The organism is Bradyrhizobium sp. USDA 4516 (assembly GCF_054055915.1).
This window is the reverse complement of sequence record NZ_JBSRXT010000001.1, coordinates 7573473-7596674: the sequence shown is the minus strand read 5'-3', so window position 1 is coordinate 7596674 and position 23202 is coordinate 7573473. Positions and strand designations below refer to the sequence as shown.

General features: G+C 65.1%; 23 protein-coding genes and 1 tRNA gene. 11 read left to right on the top strand and 13 right to left on the bottom strand.

All coding sequences use genetic code 11. The features are described 5' to 3' along the window. Positions 1–15 precede the first annotated feature (15 nt). From ACVI1L_RS34945 to ACVI1L_RS34935, 3 genes are all read right to left on the bottom strand, one after another. The gene (locus tag ACVI1L_RS34945) at positions 16–768 is read right to left on the bottom strand and encodes a DUF72 domain-containing protein (protein ID WP_456784967.1); all 753 of its coding nucleotides are present in this window, start codon (positions 766–768) and stop codon (positions 16–18) included. A gap of 33 nt (positions 769–801) precedes the next feature. Beyond that, positions 802–2049, bottom strand: a complete 1248-nt coding sequence (locus ACVI1L_RS34940; protein ID WP_456784966.1) for a DUF763 domain-containing protein — start codon at positions 2047–2049, stop codon at positions 802–804. 87 nt (positions 2050–2136) lie between these two features. Further along, positions 2137–2625 carry a YciE/YciF ferroxidase family protein gene (locus ACVI1L_RS34935; RefSeq protein ID WP_456784965.1) on the bottom strand — a complete coding sequence of 163 codons (489 nt, stop codon included), beginning with the start codon at positions 2623–2625 and terminating at the stop codon, positions 2137–2139. Between the two features lie 238 nt (positions 2626–2863). On the opposite strand from ACVI1L_RS34935, the gene ACVI1L_RS34930 reads away from it, so the two are divergent. The 5 genes from ACVI1L_RS34930 to ACVI1L_RS34910 all read left to right on the top strand — a co-directional run bounded on the left by ACVI1L_RS34930 (position 2864) and on the right by ACVI1L_RS34910 (position 8956). Further along, positions 2864–3067 carry a CsbD family protein gene (locus tag ACVI1L_RS34930; RefSeq protein ID WP_028331989.1) on the top strand — a complete coding sequence of 68 codons (204 nt, stop codon included), beginning with the start codon at positions 2864–2866 and terminating at the stop codon, positions 3065–3067. A 101-nt stretch (positions 3068–3168) separates the two neighbouring features. Further along, on the top strand, positions 3169–3777 hold the full coding sequence (locus ACVI1L_RS34925) for a cysteine hydrolase family protein (RefSeq protein ID WP_456784964.1): 609 nt from the start codon (positions 3169–3171) through the stop codon (positions 3775–3777). Between the two features lie 570 nt (positions 3778–4347). Further along, the gene (locus tag ACVI1L_RS34920) at positions 4348–5367 is read left to right on the top strand and encodes a TRAP transporter substrate-binding protein (protein ID WP_456784963.1); all 1020 of its coding nucleotides are present in this window, start codon (positions 4348–4350) and stop codon (positions 5365–5367) included. A gap of 27 nt (positions 5368–5394) precedes the next feature. After that, positions 5395–7281, top strand: a complete 1887-nt coding sequence (locus ACVI1L_RS34915; RefSeq protein WP_156436347.1) for a TRAP transporter large permease — start codon at positions 5395–5397, stop codon at positions 7279–7281. A gap of 25 nt (positions 7282–7306) precedes the next feature. After that, complete coding sequence (locus tag ACVI1L_RS34910; RefSeq protein WP_456784962.1) at positions 7307–8956, top strand: acyl-CoA synthetase; 1650 nt, start codon at positions 7307–7309, stop codon at positions 8954–8956. Positions 8957–8960: 4 nt separating this feature from the next. On the opposite strand, the gene ACVI1L_RS34905 is transcribed toward ACVI1L_RS34910, so the two are convergent. From ACVI1L_RS34905 to ACVI1L_RS34880, 6 genes are all read right to left on the bottom strand, one after another. After that, positions 8961–9767, bottom strand: a complete 807-nt coding sequence (locus ACVI1L_RS34905) for an MBL fold metallo-hydrolase (protein ID WP_057018661.1) — start codon at positions 9765–9767, stop codon at positions 8961–8963. Continuing rightward, the gene (locus tag ACVI1L_RS34900) at positions 9764–10555 is read right to left on the bottom strand and encodes a TatD family hydrolase (protein WP_057018720.1); all 792 of its coding nucleotides are present in this window, start codon (positions 10553–10555) and stop codon (positions 9764–9766) included. Before ACVI1L_RS34900 ends, ACVI1L_RS34905 begins: the two co-directional genes overlap by 4 nt. A gap of 14 nt (positions 10556–10569) precedes the next feature. Further along, a complete protein-coding gene (gene metG / locus ACVI1L_RS34895; RefSeq protein WP_456784961.1) occupies positions 10570–12558 on the bottom strand; it encodes a methionine--tRNA ligase in 1989 nt (662 codons plus the stop codon). An 87-nt stretch (positions 12559–12645) separates the two neighbouring features. Continuing rightward, a complete protein-coding gene (locus tag ACVI1L_RS34890; protein ID WP_076828832.1) occupies positions 12646–13686 on the bottom strand; it encodes a DNA polymerase III subunit delta' in 1041 nt (346 codons plus the stop codon). Further along, positions 13683–14369 (bottom strand): dTMP kinase, encoded by a 687-nt coding sequence (gene tmk / locus ACVI1L_RS34885; protein WP_253608602.1) that lies wholly within the window; start codon positions 14367–14369, stop codon positions 13683–13685. The genes ACVI1L_RS34890 and tmk overlap by 4 nt, the downstream gene beginning before the upstream one ends. A 1-nt stretch (position 14370) precedes the next feature. Beyond that, positions 14371–15630, bottom strand: a complete 1260-nt coding sequence (locus ACVI1L_RS34880; RefSeq protein WP_456784960.1) for a D-alanyl-D-alanine carboxypeptidase family protein — start codon at positions 15628–15630, stop codon at positions 14371–14373. 162 nt (positions 15631–15792) lie between these two features. Here ACVI1L_RS34880 and ACVI1L_RS34875 point away from each other — a divergent pair, with 162 nt between their 5' ends. Continuing rightward, on the top strand, positions 15793–16728 hold the full coding sequence (locus ACVI1L_RS34875; protein ID WP_076828838.1) for an alpha/beta fold hydrolase: 936 nt from the start codon (positions 15793–15795) through the stop codon (positions 16726–16728). Between the two features lie 33 nt (positions 16729–16761). Here ACVI1L_RS34875 and ACVI1L_RS34870 read toward each other — a convergent pair whose 3' ends face one another. After that, positions 16762–17694, bottom strand: coding sequence for a septal ring lytic transglycosylase RlpA family protein (locus ACVI1L_RS34870; protein WP_082653899.1), 933 nt, complete (start codon positions 17692–17694; stop codon positions 16762–16764). Positions 17695–18481: 787 nt separating this feature from the next. On the opposite strand from ACVI1L_RS34870, the gene ACVI1L_RS34865 reads away from it, so the two are divergent. Continuing rightward, on the top strand, positions 18482–18916 hold the full coding sequence (locus ACVI1L_RS34865; RefSeq protein ID WP_076828839.1) for an NUDIX domain-containing protein: 435 nt from the start codon (positions 18482–18484) through the stop codon (positions 18914–18916). Here the strand turns inward: ACVI1L_RS34865 and ACVI1L_RS34860 are convergent. Then, positions 18870–19349 carry an arsenate-mycothiol transferase ArsC gene (locus ACVI1L_RS34860; protein ID WP_456785646.1) on the bottom strand — a complete coding sequence of 160 codons (480 nt, stop codon included), beginning with the start codon at positions 19347–19349 and terminating at the stop codon, positions 18870–18872. The two genes, ACVI1L_RS34865 and ACVI1L_RS34860, sit on opposite strands and share 47 nt — an antisense overlap. Positions 19350–19498: 149 nt before the next feature. Here ACVI1L_RS34860 and ACVI1L_RS34855 point away from each other — a divergent pair. Together ACVI1L_RS34855 and ACVI1L_RS34850 are read left to right on the top strand one after the other, a co-directional pair. Further along, positions 19499–19588, top strand: a tRNA-Ser gene (locus ACVI1L_RS34855). A gap of 298 nt (positions 19589–19886) precedes the next feature. Next, complete coding sequence (locus tag ACVI1L_RS34850; RefSeq protein WP_456784959.1) at positions 19887–20441, top strand: SGNH/GDSL hydrolase family protein; 555 nt, start codon at positions 19887–19889, stop codon at positions 20439–20441. A 7-nt stretch (positions 20442–20448) separates the two neighbouring features. Here ACVI1L_RS34850 and ACVI1L_RS34845 read toward each other — a convergent pair whose 3' ends face one another. Beyond that, complete coding sequence (locus ACVI1L_RS34845; protein WP_456784958.1) at positions 20449–21369, bottom strand: alpha/beta fold hydrolase; 921 nt, start codon at positions 21367–21369, stop codon at positions 20449–20451. 150 nt (positions 21370–21519) lie between these two features. On the opposite strand from ACVI1L_RS34845, the gene ACVI1L_RS34840 reads away from it, so the two are divergent. Then, positions 21520–21978, top strand: coding sequence for a winged helix-turn-helix transcriptional regulator (locus ACVI1L_RS34840; RefSeq protein WP_082653901.1), 459 nt, complete (start codon positions 21520–21522; stop codon positions 21976–21978). A gap of 86 nt (positions 21979–22064) precedes the next feature. After that, positions 22065–22232, top strand: a complete 168-nt coding sequence (locus ACVI1L_RS34835) for a hypothetical protein (protein WP_016847764.1) — start codon at positions 22065–22067, stop codon at positions 22230–22232. A 12-nt stretch (positions 22233–22244) separates the two neighbouring features. Here ACVI1L_RS34835 and ACVI1L_RS34830 read toward each other — a convergent pair whose 3' ends face one another. Further along, positions 22245–23063, bottom strand: coding sequence for an aminoglycoside phosphotransferase family protein (locus ACVI1L_RS34830; RefSeq protein ID WP_057018670.1), 819 nt, complete (start codon positions 23061–23063; stop codon positions 22245–22247). Positions 23064–23202 lie beyond the last annotated feature (139 nt).

Sequence of the window (23202 nt, the reverse complement as noted above, 5' to 3'; positions counted from 1 at the left end):
TGGAACCGTTCGTTCCTATTGCGAACGCCGCCGGGGAACGGTGGCGCCGAGCAGCGCGCAAAGCCGTTTGGCATCCGCCGGCGCTGCGCTCTTCTGGTCGTTGTCGAAATAGACATAGATGTCGCATCCCTGCCGCTTCCAGCCGCGGATGCGTTTGGCCCAGTCGGAAAGCTCGGCCGGCTTGTAGTGCCCGCGATATCGGCCGCCCGGGCCGTGGCCGCGGACGTAGACGAAATCCGCGGTCCGTTTCCACGGCGCCGGGGCGTCGTGGTGATCGGAAATGCAGAGCGCGATATTGCGATCCGCCAGCAGCTTCAGGATATGCGGCGCGTACCAGCTGGGGTGGCGGAATTCGAACGCATAGCGCCGCCGCCGCTTCAACAGCTTCAGGAACGAGGCTAGCCGATCGGCATCGATCGTGAAGTTCGGCGGCAGCTGAAACAGGACCGGGCCGGCCTTGTTGCGCAGCAACGACAGACGCTCTTCCAGCAATTGGAGACTGTTGACCGAGTTCGCGGAGAGGCGCTTCCAGTGCGTGATGAATTTCGACGCCTTCCAGGCGAAGACGAAATCCGCATCGGTCGCATCGCGCCAGCCTGTCACCGCCTGTTCGGTCGGCGTGCGGTAGAAGACGCCGTTCAGCTCAGTCGTCGGAAACTGCGTCGCGTAGTAGTCGAGTTGCCGCTTGAGCGGCAAGCCCCTGGGAAAGAACGGACCGCGCCAGGACGAATAGTGCCAGCCGGAGGTGCCAATCAATACGCGCGCCATGCGATGGTCCAAGCGGTGGATCAAGCCTTCGCTTTAAGGCTTGGTGATCCCGTCGCGCTCGGCAAGGTCGGCTTCCCAGCCGAACACCGAGCGGCCGTCGAGCGCAGGAGAACGGGCCCGCTCGTTCGCGACAAACGCCTCGAAGGAGGGGCCGGTGGCGGTTCGTTCCAATCTGCGGGCCTGATCGTCGAGCCGCTTCAGGGCCTGCATCTCCTCATCGCGGCCGAGCTTTGCCTGCTGCACGGCCGACTTCAGCACGCGGATGGTCTCGTCATAGACCTTGATCGGCACCGGGAAGGGATGACGGTCCTTGCCGCCATGGGCGAGCGAGAAGCGCGCCGGATCGCGGAAGCGGTAGGGCGTCCCGTGAACGACCTCGGCGACCATCGCGAGCGACTGCACCGTGCGGGCGCCGACGCCGGGCGTCAGCAGCAGCTCGGGAAAATCCAGCGGCCCGCGATCGGCAGCCGCGGCCAAGGTGCCGTGCAGGCGGCGCACGAACACGTCGCTCGAGCGCACGTCGTGATGCGTGGGCATGATCAGGTGCAGGAGATCCGGTTGCGCGGTCGCGCTCTGCGTCAGCTCGGCATATTCGCGCGTGATGCCGTCCGGCCCAAGCGCAGCGAGCAGATCGAGCTGCGCCTGGCGTGAGCTTTCGGCGCGGTGATCGGTGAGATTGACGATCTCGCCCTGCGCCGGGCCGTCGATCGCGCTGTGCGGCTCGTCGACGAAGCTGCGCAGGCCCTCGGAGTGCCAGTGATAGCGGCGGGCCTGCCGCTTGTCGCCGTTCATGCCTTGCTGGACGACGGTCCATTTGCCGTCGTCGGTGACGAAGAAGCCATGCAGGTAGAGCTCGAATCCGTCCTGCACCGCGGCGCTGTCGACCTTGGCCACCAGCCGGCTCGCGCGGGTCAGGGCGGCACCGTCGAATCCGACGCGGTCGCCGAGGGCGGACAGTTCATCGGGCGTGCGGCGCGAATGCTTGCCGCGCCCGCCGCAGACATGGATTCCGAGCTCGCCTTGCAGCGGCGCCAGACCTCGCTTCAGCGCACCGATGACGCTGGTGGTGATGCCGGACGAGTGCCAGTCCATGCCCATCACGGCGCCGAACGACTGGAACCAGAATGGATGCGACAGTCGCTGCAAAAAGGCATCGCGGCCGTAATGGTGGACGACGGCCTGGGTGATGATGCCACCCAGCGTCGCCATACGCGCCGCCAGCCATGGCGGCACGCGGCCGCCATGGAGCGGAAGATCGGCGCTGCCGGTGCGTCGGGCCATCGGGCTCCCGGATGCTGAATCGGCGTCCAATCTACCAGCAAATGCGAGCATGTGTACAAAGCGGACGTCGCTTCATCGCGCGTCTCGTCAGGCGGCTTCGGCGTTGATGCCGCTGACGGCAAGCTTGGTGAGCGCTTCATCCGTCTTCTTTTCCTCGGCCAGGGTCTGGTCGATGAGCTTGACCGCATCCTTCATGCTGAGCCGGTTGGCCCAAGCCTTCAAGGTGCCGTAGCGGGCGATCTCGTAATGTTCGACCGCCTGGGCTGCCGAGAGCAGGCCCGCGTCGAGCGCCGGCGTGTCGGCATACTCCTCCATGATCTCCTTACCCTCGTCGATGATCCCCTCGATGGCGTCGCACTTCTTGCCGCGCGCCGGCTTGCCCATCAGGTCGAAGATCTGCTCGAGCCGCTCGATCTGTCCTTCGGTCTCGTCATGATGCTTCTCGAACGCCGCACGCAGATCGTCGGACTCGGCGGACTTGGCCATCCGCGGCAACGCCTTCAGTATCTGCTTTTCCGCGTAATAAATGTCCTTGAGGGTATCGAGGAAGAGGGCGCTGAGATCCTTGTCCGGCATTGGTCGCTCCGTGTGTTGGGTGAATAGTCCGGAGTGCCAACACGAGTGCGGAAAGCAAGTTCCTATCCTTGATCGATGCGTGGCAAAGCGCCTCGTCGGCCGTCGCACATTCGAGCGGGTCACGATGGAGCTTGGTCGGATTGCGAAGTCTGGATTGCGAAGTCTTGCCGCAACGTGCCTTCGGAACGAAGCCTCGGCCGGCCCGTTGGTCGGTCTCATCGTTCAAGGGAGAACCGCAATGGATTGGAATCGTGTCGAAGGCAACTGGAAGCAGGTCAAGGGCAAGGTCAAGGAGCAGTGGGGCAAGCTCACCGATGACGATCTCGATGTGATCGACGGCAAGCAGGACCAGCTCGAGGGCCGTCTGCAGCAGCGCTACGGCTATGCCAAGGATCAAGCCGCCAAGGAAGTGAACGACTGGTACGGCCGCCAGAAATGGTGAACGGGACCGCGTTCCGGGCCCCGCTTCGGCGGGGCCTTTCGCGGCCTCGGCGGCTGAGCTTGCGTGTGACGGCATCCGGTCGGCGCGCGCAGGAGTGAGCGATGGGACAGCTTCTGAGCCCGCCAGGTCCGCGCGCGGCGCACCTTTGCATCGATATGCAGCGGCTGTTCGAGCCCGGAGCGCCCTGGGCGACGCCCTGGATGGACCGCGTGCTGCCGCGCATCATCGAGCTGGCGCGGCATGCGCCTGAACGTACCGTGTTCACCCGCTTCATTCCGCCGCGCTCGAAGCACGACGCGCGAGGGATTTGGCGGGCTTATTACGAGAAATGGGAATGCGTGACCCGCGAGCGGCTCGATCCGGAGTTGGTCGAGCTCGTGCCGGCGCTCGCCGCCTGTGTGCCGCCGGCCGCCATCATCGACCGGCCGATCTACAACGCGTTCGGCAACGGGCGCCTGCAAGCTCATCTGGATGCGCATGGGATCGATACGGTGATCGTGTCGGGCGGTGAGACCGACGTGTGCGTGCTCGCCACTGTGCTGGCCGCGATCGATATCGGCTACCGGGTGATCGTGGCCGAGGACGCCCTGTGCAGCTCTTCCGATCAAAGCCATGACGCGCTGCTGCAGCTCTATGCCGAACGCTTCAGCATTCAGATCGAGGTGGCATCCACGGCCGATATCCTCCGGATGTGGACCCTCGACGACTGAAGCGACAACGGGCCGAAACGAGGTACCGGTATCAGGGCAATCGGAGCAGGGGTGGGCAATACCTGCTTCCTGGGGCTGAGCTGACGCTGGCGATGCGTAGCTGCGAGGCAGGCGTGCCTGGCTGATACGGCTCATCGCTCAACCGCTGGAAGGTAGGACTGGGCCGTCGATCTGTCAGACGGAGCCAAGGTTCCTGATTCTCGGCGTCACGGCGAAGGTGAGCGGAGCTATGGGATAGCTGCCGGTGATCGTAGGCACGCCCATATCCATAATTCGCATAAGGTATATTATGGAATATTTATATCTACAATTAGATCAGATATTTAGTGGGAAATCTTCGCACTGGTCCGCAAGTTGGCGCGCGTGGCGGTGTGTCCCGAACTGTCGCCTAGCCGGTGCTGGTGCCGCAGCGATGCACGCGCGCGCATCTCGTCTGAAAGCCGATATTGCCGCCGCGTACGGACGCTGCAATAAGCCCCAGCTGTGCAGAGATCGCTGGTGACCCCGCGGCATCAGGTCCGTATAGGATGGCATCTCAGAACAACAACAAGCCTCTTGAGGGAGCAACCAATGAGCTTTTCACGACGCACGCTGCTGAAGGTTTCCGCCGCTTCCGCCGCCCTCGGCGGGATCGGCGCGCCCTATGTCGCGCGCGCCCAGTCGGCCGAGTTCTCTTACAAGTTCGCCAACAACCTGCCGGAGTCGCATCCGTTCGTGGCGCGCGCCCGGGAGATGGCCGCGGCGATCAAGACCGAGACCAACGGCCGGTTTGACCTGCAGGTGTTCCCGAACAGCCAGCTCGGTTCCGATACCGACATGCTGAGCCAGGTGCGCTCCGGCGGCGTCGAGTTCTTCACGCTGTCCGGCCTGATCCTGGCAACCCTGGTGCCGGCCGCCTCGATCAACGGCATCGGCTTCGCATTCCCGGACTATCCCACGGTCTGGAAGGCCATGGACGGCGAGCTCGGCGCCTATGTGCGCGGCGAGATCAACAAGGCCGGCCTCGAGGTCATGGAGAAGATCTGGGACAACGGCTTCCGCCAGACCACATCGTCGACCAAGCCGATCACCGGTCCCGACGACCTCAAGGGCTTCAAGATCCGCGTGCCGGTGTCGCCGCTGTGGACCTCGATGTTCAAGGCGTTCGATGCATCGCCCGCCTCGATCAATTTCAGCGAGGTCTATTCGGCGCTGCAGACCAAGATCGTCGAAGGCCAGGAAAACCCGCTGGCGCTGATCTCGGCGGCGAAGCTCTACGAGGTGCAGAAATACTGCTCGATGACCAACCACATGTGGGACGGCTTCTGGTTCCTGATGAACCGCCGGGCCTGGGCGGCTCTGCCGGACGATATCAAGACCATCGTCGCCAAGAACGTCAACGCGGCGGCCGTCAAGGAGCGTGAGGACACCGAGAAGCTGAACGCCACCGTGAAGCAGGAGCTCACAGGCAAGGGGCTCGTGTTCAACCAGCCCGAGGTCGGGCCGTTCCGCGACAAGCTCCGCACCGCCGGCTTCTACGCCGAGTGGAAGGGCAAGTACGGCGAGAAGGCCTGGGATCTGCTCGAGAAGTCCGTCGGCAAACTGTCCTGATCGATCAAATCAAGCGGGAGGTTTGCCATGGCTCATGTCGAGATGACGCCGGCCGTGGCCGGCGAGGCGGCGTCGCAGCCCCCTCGCCGCCGCTCCGTCCTCGGTTCCATCGACGCGGCGCTCGGGATGCTGGTGGAAATCCCGGCGGCGATCCTTGTCGTCGCCGAGGTCGTGATCCTGTTCGCCGGCGTGGTGTCGCGCTACGTGCTCCATGCGCCGCTGATCTGGTCCGACGAACTGGCGTCGATCCTGTTCCTGTGGCTCGCGATGCTCGGCTCGGCGGTGGCGTTTCGCCGCGGCGAGCACATGCGGATGACGGCGCTGGTCGCAAGCGCGGGACCGCGGCTCTGGGCCTATCTCGACGTCGTCGCGACCTGCGCCGCGCTGGCGTTCCTGATCCTGATCGTGCGGCCGGCCTATGAATATGCCTACGAGGAGAGCTTCATCACGACGCCGGCGCTGCAGATATCCAACACCTGGCGCGCGGCGGCGCTGCCGGTCGGCACCTGCCTGATGGCGCTGTTCGCGCTGCTGCGGCTGGCGCGGGTCGGCGATTTCAGGACCTTCCTGCTGGCCGCGCTGACCGTAGCTGCGCTGATCGGGCTGTTCTGGCTGGCACAGCCGATGCTGCGGCCGCTCGGCAATCTCAACCTGATCATCTTCTTCGTCGGCGTGGTCGGCTTCTGCGTGTTCGCCGGCGTACCGATCGGCTTTGCCTTCGGCATGGCGATCTTCGGCTACCTGGCGCTGACCACGCGGACGCCGCTGATGGTGCTGGTCGGCCGGATGGACGAGGGCATGAGCCATCTGATCCTGCTGTCGGTGCCGCTGTTCGTCTTCCTCGGTCTCCTGATCGAGATGACCGGCATGGCGCGGGCCATGGTGGCGTTCCTGGCGAGCCTGCTCGGCCATGTCCGCGGCGGCCTGCATTACGTGCTGGTCGGCGCCATGTATCTGGTCTCCGGCATCTCCGGATCGAAGGCGGCCGACATGGCCGCGGTCGCGCCCGTGCTGTTCCCGGAAATGAAGCAGCGCGGCGCCAAGCCGGGTGATCTGGTCGCCCTGCTCGCCGCCACCGGCGCGCAGACCGAAACCATTCCGCCGAGCCTCGTGCTGATCACGATCGGCTCGGTGACCGGCGTCTCGATCTCGGCGCTGTTCACCGGCGGCCTGCTGCCCGGCGTGGTGCTGGCGATCACGCTGTCGGGGCTGGTGTGGTGGCGCTACCGCGGCGAAGACCGCAGCCACGTCCAGCGCGCCACCGGCAGCGAGATCGGCAAGGCGTTGGTATTCGCCCTGCCCGCATTGGCCCTGCCCTTCGTGATCCGCTACGCCGTGGTCGAAGGCATCGCCACCGCCACCGAAGTGTCGACCATCGGCATCGTCTACGCCTTCGTCATCGGCCTCTTGATCTACCGCAAGTTCAACTGGCGACGTCTGTTGCCGATGCTGATCGACACGGCATGCCTGTCGGGGGCGATCCTGTTCATCATCGGTACCGCGACCGGCATGGCCTGGGGCCTGACCCAGTCCGGCTTCTCGCGGGCGCTGGCGGCGGCGATGACCGGGCTGCCCGGCGGGTCGGCGACCTTCATTGCGGTCTCGATCCTGGCCTTCGTGATCCTCGGCAGCGTGCTCGAGGGCATCCCGGCGATCGTGCTGTTCGGGCCGCTGCTGTTTCCGATCGCGCACCAGGTCGGCGTCCACGAGGTGCACTACGCCATGATCATCATCCTGGCGATGGGCATCGGGCTGTTCGCGCCGCCGTTCGGGGTCGGCTATTATGCCGCCTGCGCCATCGGGCGCGTCGATCCGGCCGAGGGTATCCGGCCGATCTGGGGTTACATGCTGGCGCTGTTGATCGGCCTGATCATCGTCGCCATCTTCCCCTGGATATCGATCGGCTTCCTGTAAAGCACCTTGCGGATGGGATAGAGCCATGAGTGCAGCTCAGAACCAGTACTCGATCGGGTTGGACAAGACGCCGGCCAACTACGTGCCGCTCTCGCCGCTGAGCTTCCTGGCGCGCTCGGCTGCCGTGTATCCCGACCATCTCAGCGCGGTCTATGAGGGCCGCAGCTTCACCTGGAAAGAGACCTACGAGCGCTGCAGGCGCTTTGCGTCCTATCTCGCCGGCCATGGCATCGGCCATGGCGACACGGTCGCGGCGATGCTGCCGAACATCCCGGCGATGAACGAATTGCACTTCGCGGTGCCGATGACCGGCGCGGTGCTCAACGCGCTCAACATCCGCCTCGACGCGGCATCGATCGCGTTCCAGCTCGAGCATGGCGGCGCAAAGATCATTCTGGTCGATCCCGAATTCTCCGGCGTGATCGCGGAGGCCCTGACCCTGATGAAGGGCGCAAAGCCGTTCGTGATCGACGTCGATGACGCGGCCTTTGGCGGCGGCAAGCGGATCGGCGAGATCGAGTATGAGGCTGCCGTCGCGGCGGGCGATCCCGGCTTCGTGGAACGGCCGCCGGCCGACGAATGGGACGCGATCGCGCTGAGCTATACGTCGGGCACGACGGGCAATCCCAAGGGCGTCGTGACGCATCACCGCGGCGCCTATCTCAACGCCGTCAGCAACATCCTCGCCGGCAATCTCGGTCAGCATCCGGTCTATCTCTGGACGCTGCCGATGTTTCATTGCAACGGCTGGTGCTTCCCCTGGACGATCGCGGCGGCCGCCGGCGTCAATGTCTGCCTGCGCAAGGTCGACCCGGCCAAGATCTTCGAACTGATCCCGAGGCACGGCGTCACCCACATGTGCGGCGCGCCGATCGTCTACAATACGCTGATCAACGCGCCCGATGCGCCAAAGGCCGGTAAGGCAAAGCCCGTCGTCGGCCTGATCGCCGGCGCGGCGCCGCCGGTTGCGGTGCTCGAGGGTGGCGAGCGCATCGGCATCAAGCTGACCCACGTCTACGGGCTGACCGAGGTCTATGGCCCCGCCTCCGTCTGCGCCGAGCAGCCGGGCTGGGACGAGCTGTCGGCTGATGCGCGCGCGCAGCTGAAGCGGCGCCAGGGCGTGTCCTATCCGCTGCAGGAAGGCGTCACGGTGCTCGATCCCGAGACCATGCGCGAGGTGCCGCGCGACGGCGAGACCATCGGCGAGGTCATGTTCCGCGGCAACATCGTGATGAAGGGTTACCTGAAGAACGCGACGGCGACGCAGGAAGCCTTTGCCGGCGGCTGGTTTCACACCGGCGATCTCGGCGTGCTCGACGAGCACGGCTATGTCATCATCAAGGACCGCTCCAAGGACATCATCATCTCCGGCGGCGAGAACGTCTCCTCCGTCGAGGTCGAGGACATCCTCTACAAGCACCCGGCCGTGCTGTTTGCGGCAGTCGTGGCCAAGCCCGACCCGAAATGGGGTGAAGTGCCCTGCGCCTTCATCGAGCTGAAGGACGGCGCCAAGGCGACCGAGGCCGAGATCATCGCCTATTGCCGCGAGCACATGTCGGGGTTCAAGACGCCGAAATCCGTGGTGTTCGGCGTGATCCCGAAGACCTCGACCGGCAAGATCCAGAAATTCCTGCTGCGCAACCAGGTCGGATCGGCCAAGGCGATCTCGGCCTGAGCCTTCAGCCTGCCCGGTCGAGCGTCAGCCGCATGCCGTCATGGGCCGGGATGACGTCGGCCGGCAGGCTCTGCCGCAGCACCTCGTAGTCGAGGTCGGAATGCATGTTGGTGATGACCGCGCGCTTCGGCTTGAAGCGCTCGATCCACGACAGCGCGTCCGCAACGCTGAAATGGCTGGGATGCTGCGCATAGCGCAAGCCGTCGACGATCCAGAGATCGAGACCTTCGAGCGCCGGCCAGCTCTCCTGGGGGATGTCGTGCAGATCGGGCGTGTAGGCGGCGCCGCCGATGCGGTAGCCGAGCGCCGGGATCTTGCCATGATGCACCAGGAAGGCCGCGAGCTTCAGCGGACCGCCCTTCCCCTGGACCGTATGGCTCTCGCCGGCCTCGATCGAATGCCGCGTCAGGATCGGCGGATAGTCGCTGCCTTCCGGCGAGATGAAGCAATAGGAGAACCGCGCCATCATGTCCTTGGCGGTCGACTGGTTGAAGTAGACCGGGATGCGGCGGCGCTGATGCAGCACGACCGAGCGCAAATCGTCGATGCCGTGGGTCTGGTCGGCATGCTCATGCGTCAGGAACACCGCGTCGATGTGCTCGACATTGCTGTCGATCAGCTGCTCGCGCAGATCGGGCGAAGTGTCGATCACGACCCGCGTGGTGCCGTGCTCCATGGTGCGCTCGGCCATGATCGAGCAGCGGCGGCGGCGGTTCTTTGGATTGCTGGGGTCGCAGGCGCCCCAGCCGAGTGCCGGGCGCGGCACGCCGGCGGACGAGCCGCAGCCCAGAATGGTCAGTGTCAGCGTCATGCAGCAACCTTCGGCGCCGGCACCTTGGAGAACAGCCGGAAAAAGTTTTCGGTGGTCTGCCGCGAGATCTCCTCCAGGGAGACGCCGCGGGTTTCCGCGAGCACCCTGGCGACCTCGACGACATAGGACGGCTCGTTGCGCTTGCCGCGGAATTTGCCGGGCGCAAGATATGGCGCGTCGGTCTCGACCATGATGCGGTCGGCCGGCAGCTCGGCTGCCAGGGCCCGCAGCGCGTCGGACTTCTTGAAGGTCAGGATGCCCGTGAACGAGATCGACAGCCCAAGCGCGATCGCCTTCATCGCTAGTTCGCGCCCGCCGGTGTAGCAATGCAGAACCGCCTTGAACGGGCCCTTCGCGACCTCGTCCTCCAGGATGCGGCCGCAATCCTCATCGGCCTCCCTGGTATGGATGACGAGCGGCAGGCCGGTCTCGCGCGCCGCGGCGATGTGCGCGCGAAAGCCGCGCTCCTGCGCCTCGCGCGACCCGTGCTCGTAGAAATAGTCGAGCCCCGCCTCGCCGAGCGCCACGACCTTCGGATGCTTCGTCAGCTCGATCAGTTCGCTGGCCGGGATGCCGTCCTCTTCATCTGCATGATGCGGATGGGTGCCGACCGAGCAGTAGACGTCGGGAAAGCGCTCCGTGATCGCGAGCAGACCGCCGAGCCGTCTCACCCGGGTCGAGATCGTGACCATGCGGCCAATGCCGGCCGCCTCGGCGCGCCCGACGATCCCGTCGAGATCGTCGGCGAAATCAGGGAAATCGAGATGGCAATGACTGTCGACCAGCATGAATTTCGAACCGCTCACTCGGTCTTCGGTTCCACATAGCGCGGGAAGACGCCGACAGGCGCCGGCAAAACCGTACCCGGCTTGATCCGTTCGGCGACCGCGGCAAAGCTGCGCGCGTCAGCAGCGATACCGAGGCTGTCGAGCATCTTGCCGCAGGACTCCGGCATCACGGCCTGCGCCATGATCGCGATCTGGCGCACGACTTCGGCGGTGACATACAGCACCGTCTTCTGGCGCGCGGGATCAGTCTTCGCCAGCGCCCACGGCGCCTCGCCGGCAAAATAGCGGTTGGCCTCGGCGACCACGGCCCAGACCGTGTTGAGCCATTGATGGATCTGCTGCGTCGCCATCGCGGTCCGCGACGTCTCCAGCATGGCGTCGGCCTGCGCCAGAATCGCCTTGTCGTTGTCGCTGAATTCGCCGGGCTCCGGCAGCACGCCGCTGAGTTGTTTGGCGATCATCGACAGCGAGCGCTGCGCCAGATTGCCGAAATCATTGGCGAGGTCGGCGTTGATACGCGCGACGATGGCCTCGTGGTTGTAGTTGCCGTCCTGGCCGAACGGCACTTCGCGCAGAAAGAAGTAGCGCATCTGGTCGACGCCGTACTGCTCGGCGAGATTGAAGGGGTCGACCACGTTGCCGACCGACTTCGACATCTTCTCGCCCCTGTTGAACAGGAAGCCGTGTGCATAGACCCGCTTCTGCACGGGAATGCCTGCCGACATCAGGAAGGCCGGCCAGTACACGGCGTGGAAGCGGATGATGTCCTTGCCGATGATGTGCACGTCGGCCGGCCAGTAGCGCCAATGCTTGTCGTTCTCATCGGGATAGCCGACGCCGGTGATGTAGTTGGTCAGCGCGTCGACCCAAACATACATCACGTGCTCGGGATCGTCCGGGACCTTGACGCCCCAGTCGAACGTGGTGCGCGAGATCGAGAGGTCCTTGAGCCCGCCGCGCACGAAACTCATCACTTCGTTGCGGCGCGAATCCGGGCCGATGAAATCGGGCTGGCTCTCATAAAGGTGCAGCAGCTTGTCCTGGTAGGCCGACAGCTTGAAGAAATAGCTCTTCTCCTCGACCCATTCGACCGGCGTGCCCTGCGGGCCGCGGCGGACATTGTCCTCGCCGACGACGGTCTCTTCCTCGGCGTAATAGGCCTCGTCGCGCACCGAGTACCAGCCGGCATAGGTGTCGATATAGATGTCGCCATTGTCCTGCATGCGGCGCCAGATCTCTTGCACCGACTTGTGGTGCGCAGGCTCCGAGGTGCGGATGAAGCGGTCGAACGAGACGTTGAGCCGCTCGTCCATCTCTTTGAACCGCGCGGCGTTGCGGGTCGCGAGATCGAACGGCGTCATGCCCTCGCCGGCCGCGGTCTGGATCATCTTCTGTCCGTGCTCGTCGGTGCCGGTCAGGAAGAATACGTCCTTGCCGTCGAGCCGCTGGAAGCGCGCCAATGCGTCGGTCGCGATCGCCTCATAGGCGTGGCCGATATGCGGCTGCCCGTTCGGATAGGCGATCGCGGTCGTGATGTAGAAGACGTTGCCGCGGTCCGCGGCGGGCACCGGAACGGAAGCGGCCGCAGGAGCCACCGCCGCGGGTTTGGGCTGCTTCGGCGCGCGAACCTTTGCCGGTCTCGGCGCCTTCTCGGTAACGGGAGCCATCGGCAGAGCGGGCTTCTTTGCCGCCGGTGCGGCGGCGGCTGCTTTCTTCGGCGCAGCCTTGGTGGCCTTCGCAGCAGCCTTCTTGGCCGTGCTCTTGGCCGTCTGCTTCGCAGCCTTCTTGACGGCCTTTTTGACGACCTTCTTTGCCGCCGATTTCCTGGCGCCCTTGGCTCCGGTCTTGGATTTGGACTTGGCGGCCTTCTTCGCTTTCTTGGCGACGCGCCCGGCCTTCTTGGCTGCGCGCGCCTTCGCCGTTGCTTTGCTGGTCGCGCGAGCGGGCGATGCCTTCTTCGTCTTCTTGGCTTTTTTCGACGATTTCTTCTTAGCGGTCGCCACCACGGAATCCTTTGCAGATCGAAACGAGATTGTCGGGAGTGTTGTCAGACGGATGTGTTTTCAGCAGATGCGTTTAAGACGCGGTGTCTATCGGGTCGCATCCGCGAGCATCGAAAACACCGAGAAAACCAGCGGCTTGCGCTCCAGATTGTAGGCTTCGGTATCGCGCGCGGCGCGGACGATCTTTTCCCATACCTCCGCCAGCCGTGCAAGGCGCGGCAGATTGGCATTGGCATCGCCCGTGCGCATGCGCTCGCTCATCCAGCGATCGATGCCGTCGATGAAGGCGGCGAGCGCGACGCGGTCGCTGGTGCCGAGCGCTTCGCCCAGCGCATGCAGCTCACGCGGATCGACACTCGGAAGCGTCGCGAGCAGCGCGGCCGTGCGTTGCTGCAGTTTCAGCGCATCGCCGCCGAGCAGCGACAGCGCCCGCCCGACGCTGCCTTCGGATGCTGCGGCGGCTTCCGCCAGCGCGGGATCGTCGGCTTCGATATCGGTTGCAGCCGCGGCCGCGCGCACCACATCGTCCGTCTCCAGCGGCCGCAGCAGCAATTTGCGGCAGCGTGACAGAATGGTCGGCAGCACCCGTGACGGTGCGTGGCTGACCAGGAGGAACAGCGACTGCTGTGGCGGCTCCTCGAGGATTTTCAGCAGTGCGTTCGCGGCGTTGGGATTGAGCTCGTCGACGGTATCGACAATGCAGACGCGCCAGCCGTCGACCGCAGCCGTCGAGCCGAAGAACGAGATGGTCTCGCGCGTCTCGTCGACCGTGATGACGGTCCGCATCACGCCGCGATCGTTGAGGCCGCGCTCCAGCACCAGCAGCCCGCCATGAGCGCCTGCCGCGACCTGCCGCGCCACGGGGTCGGCCGGATCGACCAGCAGCGTCGGCGCCTGCTGCACCTGGGACGATTTCGGATTGCGAAACGCCAGCACGAACCGCGCCATGCGGTAGGCCAGCGTCGCCTTGCCGATGCCCTGCGCCCCGCCGATCAGCCAGGCGTGCGGAATTCGTCCGCTGCGATAGGCATCGAGCAAGGCGGTCTCCGCCTCGCGATGCCCGAATAAATCCGGCGTTTCGCGCGGATGGCGGGCGGCGCTCTCCTGTTCGACCTTGCGCGCGCTCATGCGATGCTGTCCGCCGCAAGCGTTGCGCGCAGATGTTCGCGCAGCGCGGCCCATATCCTGGCCGTGACCGTGTCCGGATCGGCCGTAGCGTCGATCAGGACGCAGCGCTCCGGATCTTCGGCCGCGATCCGGCGGTACGCGTCACGCAAATCCTGATGGAACTTGATGCCTTCGGCTTCGAAGCGATCGGCCGTAGCGGTGCCGCGGCGCGCGGCGGCGCGTTGCAGTCCGACCTCGACCGGCACATCGAGGATGAAGGTCAGATCGGGCTTGAGATCGCCGATGGTCACGCGCTGCATGGCGTTGACGAGTTCGGGCGACACCTGCCCGAGCTGGCCCTGATAGGCACGCGTGGAATCGAAGAAGCGATCGCACAGCACCCAGATGCCCTGATTGAGCGCCGGCAGGATCACGGTGCGGACATGGTCGTCGCGCGCAGCGGCAAACAGCAGCGTCTCGGCCTCCGGCCCGAGCAGCTTGCCCATCCCCGACAGCACGAGGTGACGGATGATCTCCGCCCCCGGCGAGCCGCCGGGCTCGCGGGTCACGATCGCGCGCAGCTTGGCGGCATCGAGCCGTTCGGCAAGCTTGCGGATCTGGGTCGATTTGCCCGACCCCTCGCCGCCCTCAAAGGTGATGAAGCGACCGCGCAAGCTCGGCCGTTGGACTGCTGCTTCCGCCATGTCAGAGCTTCTCGACCCCTGCGCGGAACATGCCGATGACCAACTCCTGAGCGCCGTCGAGCGCGCGACGCATCGTCGATCCGGTGCCGACCGCGTCCGCTGCGAAGACCGGAGCCTCCATCGCGACATTGGCGCCGCGCCACACCCGCACCACCCCGATCTTCTGGCCGGCGGTGATCGGCGCCTTGACCGGGCCGCTATAGATGACGCGCGCGAGCAGCTTGTCGTTGCCGTTCTTCGACACCATCACCTTGATCGGATCGGGGCTGACGAGCTTGACCGAGCGGCTCTCGCCGCCGAACACCCGCGCATAGCCGACCGGCTGATCCGCCGCGATCAGGGTCCGGGTCTCGAAGCTGCGGAACCCCCATTCCAGCATCTTCTTGGCTTCGGTCGCGCGGTCCTCGGAATCCTCGAGGCCATTGACCACGACGATCAGCCGCGTGTCGTTCTGCACCGCCGAGCCGACCATGCCGTAGCCGCCTTCCTTGGTGTAGCCGGTCTTCAGGCCGTCGGCACCGGGCAACGCGTTCAGCAGCGGATTGCGGTTCTGCTGGCGGATCTTGTTCCAGGTGAATTCCTTCTCGCCGAACAGCTTGTACCTGTCCGGGTAGGTCAGGATGATGTGCCGCGCCAGCGTTGCGAGCTCCCGCACCGTCATCTTGTTGGCCGGGTCGGGCAGCCCGTTGGAATTGCCGAAGGTCGACTTGGTCATGCCGAGCTCGCGGGCGCGCTTGGTCATGAATTCGGTCGCAAAGGTATGCTCGGTGCCGGCAATGCCTTCGGCGAGCGCGATACAGGCGTCGTTGCCGCTCGGGATGATCGCGCCATGCAGGAGATCGTCGACCGAGACCTTGCTGTTGATTGCCGCGAACATCGTCGAGGTGCCGGACGGCGCCCCGCCCCGCCGCCAGGCGTTCTCGCTGATCCGGTACTCGTCCGTGAGCTTGATGTCGCCCTTCTTGATGGCGTCGAACACCACCTCGGCCGTCATCAGCTTCATCATGCTGGATGGCGCGCGGAGCTCGTCGGCGTTCTTCTCGAACAGCACGCTGCCGCTTGAGGCCTCCACCAGGATCGCGGTCGGCGCATCGCCGTCGAACCCGCCCTCTTCCTTCTTGGCGCCCTGGACACTGTTGTTGGCGGCATAGACCACTCCGCCGCAACCGATCGCCAGCGCGACCGCGGCCGCGACCAGGCCGCGCCAGCAACGCCCGGCGCGAGCTGACAACGTGCGGGGAACTGCGGTCTGGGCTGCCATCGGCGATGTCCTGAGAGACTGCGTTCTAACAGCTGGAAGTATCGCAAACAACTGAGGTTTCTGCGCTTGTGCACGGCCGGCCGGATTGCCGGTTGCGTTGAACGTCCCTATCCTTGGAACCAGCTAACGTCAGCAGAACCGGCAAACAAGGCGGAAACGCGAATGTCATCCTCCCGCACCATCTCCGCCAACGGCATCGACATGTTCGTGCGCGAGGCCGGGCAAGGCCCGCTGGTCGTGCTCTGCCACGGCTGGCCGGAACTGTCCTATTCATGGCGGCACCAGATCGCGGCGCTGGCCGCGGCAGGCTTTCGGGTCGTCGCGCCTGACATGCGCGGCTTCGGCCGCACCGGCGCGCCGGCCGAGGTCGGCGCCTACACGATCTTCGATACGGTCGGAGACATGGTGGCGCTGGTTGCCGCGCTCGGCGAGACCCGCGCGATGATCGTCGGCCATGACTGGGGCGCGCCGGTGGCCTGGCACGCGGCCCTGTTCCGTCCCGACATCTTCACGAAAGTCGCCGGCCTCAGCGTGCCGCCGCCGTTCCGCGGCCGCGGTCGCCCGCTCGAGACCCTGCGCGACAGCGGCATCACCAATTTCTATTGGCAGTACTTCCAGCCGCCCGGCGTGGCCGAGGCCGAGTTCGAGCGCGACATCGCCCACACCATGCGCCTGGTGCTCGGGCGTGGCGTCTCCGATCCAAGCTCGATGTTCGTCGACGAGGCCAAGGGCTTCCTCGGCAAGCTGCCGGCCGGAATGCCATTGCCGGCCTGGCTGACCGAGGCCGACATTGCCGAATTCGCCGAAGGCTATCGGCACTCCGGCTTCCGCGGCGGCCTCAACTGGTACCGCAATCTCGACCGCAACTGGGAGCTGACCGCGCCCTGGCAGGACGCGCAGATCCATCAGCCGTCGCTGTTCATCGCCGGCTCGAATGATTCGGTGATCACCGGGCTGATCGGCGCCAAGCGTGTCGCGGACATGGAGCGCGTGCTGCCGAACCTCAAGCAGAAGCTGATCATCGAGGGGGCCGGCCACTGGATCCAGCAGGAGCGCCCCGACGAGGTCAACGCGGCGCTGATTGCGTTTCTGAAGTGATCAGGCCAACAGCCTGATCTGTAAGCGCATGGCTCAGTAGAGGCCGCGCCCGCTCAGGACTTCGGCCGGTCCGCGCGCGTCGATCGGGACATAGGCGGCCGCCGGGCTCGGGCTTGCGGCGTAGCGCGCGTCGCCCTCATAGGAGACTTCGCGCGGATTGCTCAGAGCGCGGCGGTGCGACCGGCTCGAGGCCGACATTTCCGAGGTGGCGCTCACCGAGGCGTAGTCGGCCTGGGTGTTGCCGAGGCTGTAGGGCCGCCCCTCCGGCAACGGAACGTCGCCACGGACCCGGCCCGAGGAGGATGACATCTCCGGCACGAACGGCCGTGCCGAGGCGACGCGGACCATCGACGGGGACGGCGCTGGAGTACCGGTGCGCAGGGTCGCCATCAGCTGGCGGTCGTCGGACCCCTCGAGCGGCGCCCGGCCGACATATTCGACGCGGACGCGAGCCACGCCATTGCCTTTGAATTCAAGCAGTTCTGCGGCTTTGTTCGAGACGTCTATGAGGCGATTGCCGTGGTACGGGCCGCGGTCATTGACCCGAACGACGAGCGATCGGCCATTACTCAGATTGGTGACGCGGGCGTAGCTCGGCATCGGCAAGGTCGGATGGGCGGCGGTGAGCGAGCCCATGTCGAACACCTCGCCATTGGCGGTCAGGCGGCCATGGAAATCGTCGCCGTACCAGGACGCCATGCCCTCGGCGCGGTAGTTCTCGTTCTCCTCCGGCACATAGGTGCGGCCGGCGACAACATACGGCTTGCCGATGCGATAGGTGCCGCCGCCTTTCGGCACGGGATCACCCAGCGCCACCACGCGCGGGCTCGACGACACCCCGTATTTGGGGTCGACCCGGTTGGCGAACTTGTTCGAGGAGGCACAATTGGCGAGGACGAGGCACGTCGCCACCGCAACGGCGCCGCGCGCCGTCCGGATCATCGAATCTGGCCGTCTAATCCCCATCTGCCCCAAGTACCATTCTGCCGGACGTGCGCCTACTCCGAGGCGTCGAAGTCGTTTGCCGTCGCTGTGCGGCCCACCTCCGCACCAGAGCGTGACGATATCGCAACCGGAACACGGCGGAAATGGGGAGAGCCGGCGGGCGGTGGCGTCTTGGTGAATGGTCTGTTGCGCCGCCTCCGTCGTTCTACTGACCTTCGCCCCTGCCAAACGCCCTCGCCTGTCCCGCGATCAGACACACTGTTGCAGCAAATCATCAGTCCGGGCGCATCTTGGATTCCAACAATTGAATCTTTTTGACTGTGCAAGCCTGCAATCGTTCTCTCCTCCGTGTGGGGCGCAAAGGAAGTTTGCGATGATCGAGACGGTTACAGCGGTGATGGGCTTGGTGAGTGCGGCGATCTTCTTGGCGCACGCCGTGGAAGGCTATCGGTACCGGGCCTGACAGTCCGTTGAAGGCGGAAAGACGCGTCACCTCTTTCCAGGAGTGAATGTTCGGAAAGCTTTAATCAATTCGGATGAGCATCGATTGAAGGCAGGTGTATCATGCGTAATCACGATTTGGTCTCCGACGGGTTTCTGACCCTGACTGCAGCAAGCCTCGTGCTGCTGTGCTCGAGCCTGCTGGCGTTCGCTTTCGGCTGAACGTTTTTGAGATTCTACCGGCGCCCGTGCGACGGGCATCGGTTACCCCTACTCATTCCCCGCCAAACGGGTTGCGGCAGACGCGCTGTCTTCTCCCCGCCCCACTCGTGACGCATCCTCGCCGTTTCCCGAAGAGGATGTACGGATGACCGGCAGTGTCAGGGAGGGAACGTCCGCCCTTCTCGTCAGCACAGATGGCCGGCTGCTGATGCAACTGCGCGACGACCTCCCGCATGTTACCGATCGCGGAAAGATCAGCCTGTTTGGCGGACGGCGGGAGGGCGCCGAGACCTTCCTCGAATGCGTCGTTCGCGAGATCCACGAGGAGATCGGCTACTACCTGCCGCCCGAGCGTTTCGAGTTGATCGGCCGCTATTCCGGTCCCGATCATGCAACCCCAAACGGCACGCTTCGCGGCGAGGTGTTCCTCGCGCGCGACGTGCCCATCGACCAATTGACGGTGATCGAAGGCCGCCTCGAGATCGTCGCCATCGACGACCTCGAGCGCATCAGCGGAAGGCTCGCGCGCCCGGCTACGTTTGCGCTGGAGATCTTCCTGAAGCGCGAACCGATGACCTGAGCGCCGAAACCAGCGCGCGGATGTGATCGTCGATCATGGCCAACGCGACTGACGGGTGAGCAAAGTCGATATCGTCCACGTGCCAGTAAGTCACCCTGTCGGCGACCTCGGGGAACCGACGCTCGATCAGCGGACGGTGCTCGGTCTCCTTGAGCGCGATCACGAGGTCGGCGTCGTCGAAATCGGCCAATGAACAGGGCTGCGGAAAGCGCGCTGCGCCCTCCGGAACGATGCCGCTCGCGCGAAGACGATCGTCGGTGAAGACTGACATCGGCCCGACATTGTCGGGCGATTCCCGCTCGGCCGCGCCTCTGGAGGAGGCGCGCCACGCCAGTTGTTCGGCTCTTGCAAGATGGTTGAACAGTTCCTCTGCGTATCGACTGCGATAGTAGTTGCCGGTGCAGAGAAAGAGGACACGCTTCATGGGCGTCATGATGGCCAAGGTGGGCCCTCGCGGTCAACGGCGTTGCGAGCATGAGCCCCAGGCCCACGGACCGGCGAATGACGGGTCGGCCCGGGTTTCGCCGCCAAGTTCGCGTTGCGTTCGGCGCCGCCCTACGCTAAGGGCCTGATCCTTGATCCGGAAGGGTGGCCGAGTGGTTTAAGGCACCGGTCTTGAAAACCGGCGTGCCCGCAAGGGTACCGTGGGTTCGAATCCCACCCCTTCCGCCACCGCTTTCAATTGGGCGCTGTCCAGCCGGGTTCGGAGCTGAGACCAAAGCGGCCGCGATAGCCAACCACCAGATGGCCGCAACGAAGGTAACGGGTTGTGCGCCGCCGTATCCAGCCACCTCCCGCAGGACGTGATCCGCAGAAAGTGATCGCTTCGGCGTTGTGCGGTTGTTTCCGAATATTGCTCGGGCTGGAGCCGCGATGATAGCTTTGAGGAGCAATGCGTCGCGCACTACCTTGGGTTTTGGCCGTTACTTTTCTGATTGGTTTTGTCGCTTCCTTTGCGGAGCTGCAGAGGATGCGCAACCGCTTCGGCGAAGTGTCTCAGCACGCCTTTCACGATCATGCGGCTGTGCGCGAATTCATGATACGCGCTGCGCTCGCCGACGCGCCGGCGCCGATCGTCGTGCTTGGCGACAGCATCACCGAAATGGCTCCGCTGCCCCGGCAGCTCTGCGGACGTCCGGTCATCAATGCCGGTGTTGGCGGTCAGACCATCGCGGAGGCAAAGCAGCTCGCCGGGCGCGTGCTGCAGGACCAGGGCGCATTCTTGCTCGTGCTCGCGGTCGGCGCCAACGACGCCGGATCGCCAACGGCGCAACGCGACTTCGCCAACCTCATCGAGACCGTCAAGTCGCTGTCGACCCGGCCATTGGTGGCCATCGCCGTCGCAGCTGACGAATCCACCAACCGGGCGATCGAAGCCGCCGCAGTTGCGCGTGGCGTTCGGTTCATCGATGCGCATCTGCCGCCCGGCGCGAAAATGGCCGACGGCATTCACTTCACCGCGGCCGCCTACAAGGCTTGGGTGCCGACACTTGAGGCTGCGATCTCGGCGGAATGCACGATGTGACGCGTAGTCACGTCTGCCGCATGAACTCCGCAATCAGGCCGGCGATTTCCCCAGGCGCATCCTCGAAGCAGTAATGCCCGACGCCGGCAAGGCGCCTGACCGGCGCCGTCGGGAAGATTGCGGAAAACAGCGGCAGGAAATGCTCCGCGCGCAGCGTGCGGTCCGCCTCGCCCCAGATCGCGAGCGCAGGCTTGCTGCGGATCAAGCGGTGGGCGGCGGGATCGGGCGTCTGGAATTGATGCGCGCCGGTCGCAAAGCCCTTGGCCCAGCCGATCGCACCGAGGCAGTCCGCCGGACGGGCGAAGTGCGCGCCGTAGGCGGCGAGCCAGGCGTCCGTGATGACGGCGTTGTTCTCGAATCCGTTGAGCTTCAGCGTGCTCAAAATGTTGAAGCCGAGCTGTCCGAGAACCGGCTCGAGGTCGCCGCTCGCATCGGCCTTTGCGATCCATTGAAACCACGGCGAGACCTGCGCGTTGGCGGCGACGCGATCGAACAGATCGCTCTGCCCGAACGGCGTTGGCCCGTTGGCGGAGACGATGCGGCGAATCCGGCCCGGATGCCGGGCCGCCAGCCCCATGCCGACCGGGCCGCCGAAATCATGCATGACCAGCGTGATGTCGGTGAGATCGAGCGCGCGGACCAGCGCTTCGAGATTGTCGACATGGTCCTGCAGCCAATAGCTGCGATGCGCCGGCGTCGCGCTCTTGCCAAAACCCATGTGATCCGGAACGACCACCCGGTGCGTCGCACTGAGGCTCGGCACGAGGTGGCGGAACAGATAGCCCCAGCTTGGTTCGCCGTGCAGGCAAAGCACCACCTCGCCGTCCCGCGGACCTTCGTCGACATAATGCATCTGAAAGCCCGGCGCCGCGCTGAAATGCGGTGCGAAAGGAAAAGTGCCGTCGAACGCGGCGTCGGCTTGGATCATGGCGCACCTCAGGAGGTTTTAATTTGCAACCATCGTGTATCGCTTGAGGTTTTACTTTGCAACCAATATATCGAACCCACGATCGGGTGGTTTTCCGGCCGCGGCTCTGAGCGCCGATCATCCCCCAGGGAATGAGTGTTGAGGATCACGATGGCCAAGCGAGTGAGCCACAGGGACTCGATGTGCGGCGTTGCCCGGCCGCTGGATGCGATCGGCGACTGGTGGTCGCTGCTGATTGTCCGCGATGCGTTCGACGGGCTGCGCCGCTTCGGCGAGTTTCAGAAGAGCCTCGGGCTTGCCAAGAACATTCTCTCGGCCCGGCTCCGCAATCTTCTGGCGCACGGCATCATGGAGACGATGCCCGCAAGCGACGGCAGCCCCTACCAGGAATATGTGCTGACCGAAAAGGGACGCGGGCTCTTCCCTCTTCTTGTCGCGCTCCGGCAGTGGGGTGAGGATTTCTTCTTTGAGCCCGATGAGGCGCATGTGCTGCTGGTCGACCGCAAGAACGGGCTGCCGGTGCGACGGCTCGAATTGCGCGCGCAAGATGGACGCGTCGTTGGCGCGGAGGACACGATGGTGCGGCTGCCGCCGGCTTCACCTGAGTGAGTGAAGCAAGCGTGTCGCGCGCGCCGTCAACGGCAACCGGATGTTAACTCTCCGTGCCGCAGCATCCGCGCGTGGAGGTTCGACCAATGCAGACATTCCGGATTTCGCTGAGCGATGGGACGCGGCAATTCCACACCGCGATTCAGGCGCCGGACCCCGCTTCCGCGCGCATCAAGGCCGCCTATTTCTTCGATATCTCGAAGTGGCGGATTTTGAGCGTGTCGCTGAGTGGAGCCAGCGCCGCGGCGGCGTAGTCGCTGCGCGCCCTACGCCATCCGGTCGAGTTCATTGGCGGCGAACTGTGCAATCGTAAGGTCGATTTCGGCGAGCGGATCGTCATCCCCCAGAAACCATGCGGCCGACAAGCCGGTCCAGGCTACGATCCATGACAGCAGGCGCCGGCGATCCAGCCGCGCGGCTTCAACGACGATGTCGAGCCGCCGCGCAAAGCGTCCGGGTTCGGTCGCGACCGGCCGTGTCGGATCCGCAAGATCCGGATTGGTGAAGATGTTGGCGAAGTCGAAGCCGCGCTCGCCGACGAGATGCTTCGGATCGATCGCAAGCCAGCCGCGCGCGCCGAAGTCGAGCACGTTGTCATGGTGCAGGTCGCCATGCAGGACCACGATCTCGCGCTGACTGCCCAGCAGAGCTTCGGCAACTTCCGCCGATCGGTTCAGAATGCCGCCATGCGCCCTCGCCGCGGGCCACAACTCACGAAACCAGTGCGTCAGCGGCGTCAGATCCGGCCGCGGCTTCGCTCGCTCGGCGTGAAGCCGATCAGCCGTTGCGCAGAGAATCCTGCAGGCCTCGTCGTCCCGGCCGGTTCGCGCCATTTCGCTGAGCGAAGCCGATCCCGTCGCCCTCTCGAGCAGAAGGGCGTCGCCGTCACGGGCAAGAACCCGCGCCGCACCTTCGCCGTCCCACCACTCCATCACGATGGCACCGAGGCGCTCGTCCGGCTCGTGCGAGAGCTTGAGCATGGCCGGCTCCCCATGCCGGCGCACCGGCAGCAACCGTGCGGCATGCGTCACGATCGGGGCGCCGTCGGGGACAAGACTCCAGGCCAAGAGATAGGGAGCGAACATTTGGGTGGACTGACCCGAGACGAAGAAGCGAGCCTCGTGGTTCTAATCATTGCTTCCGCGCGCTGCCACGCCGGTTCCCTGCGGCGCATCGTGGCAGGGCCACGCGAACCGGTTCCCCGCTGCCCTGGCCATGTTGGCT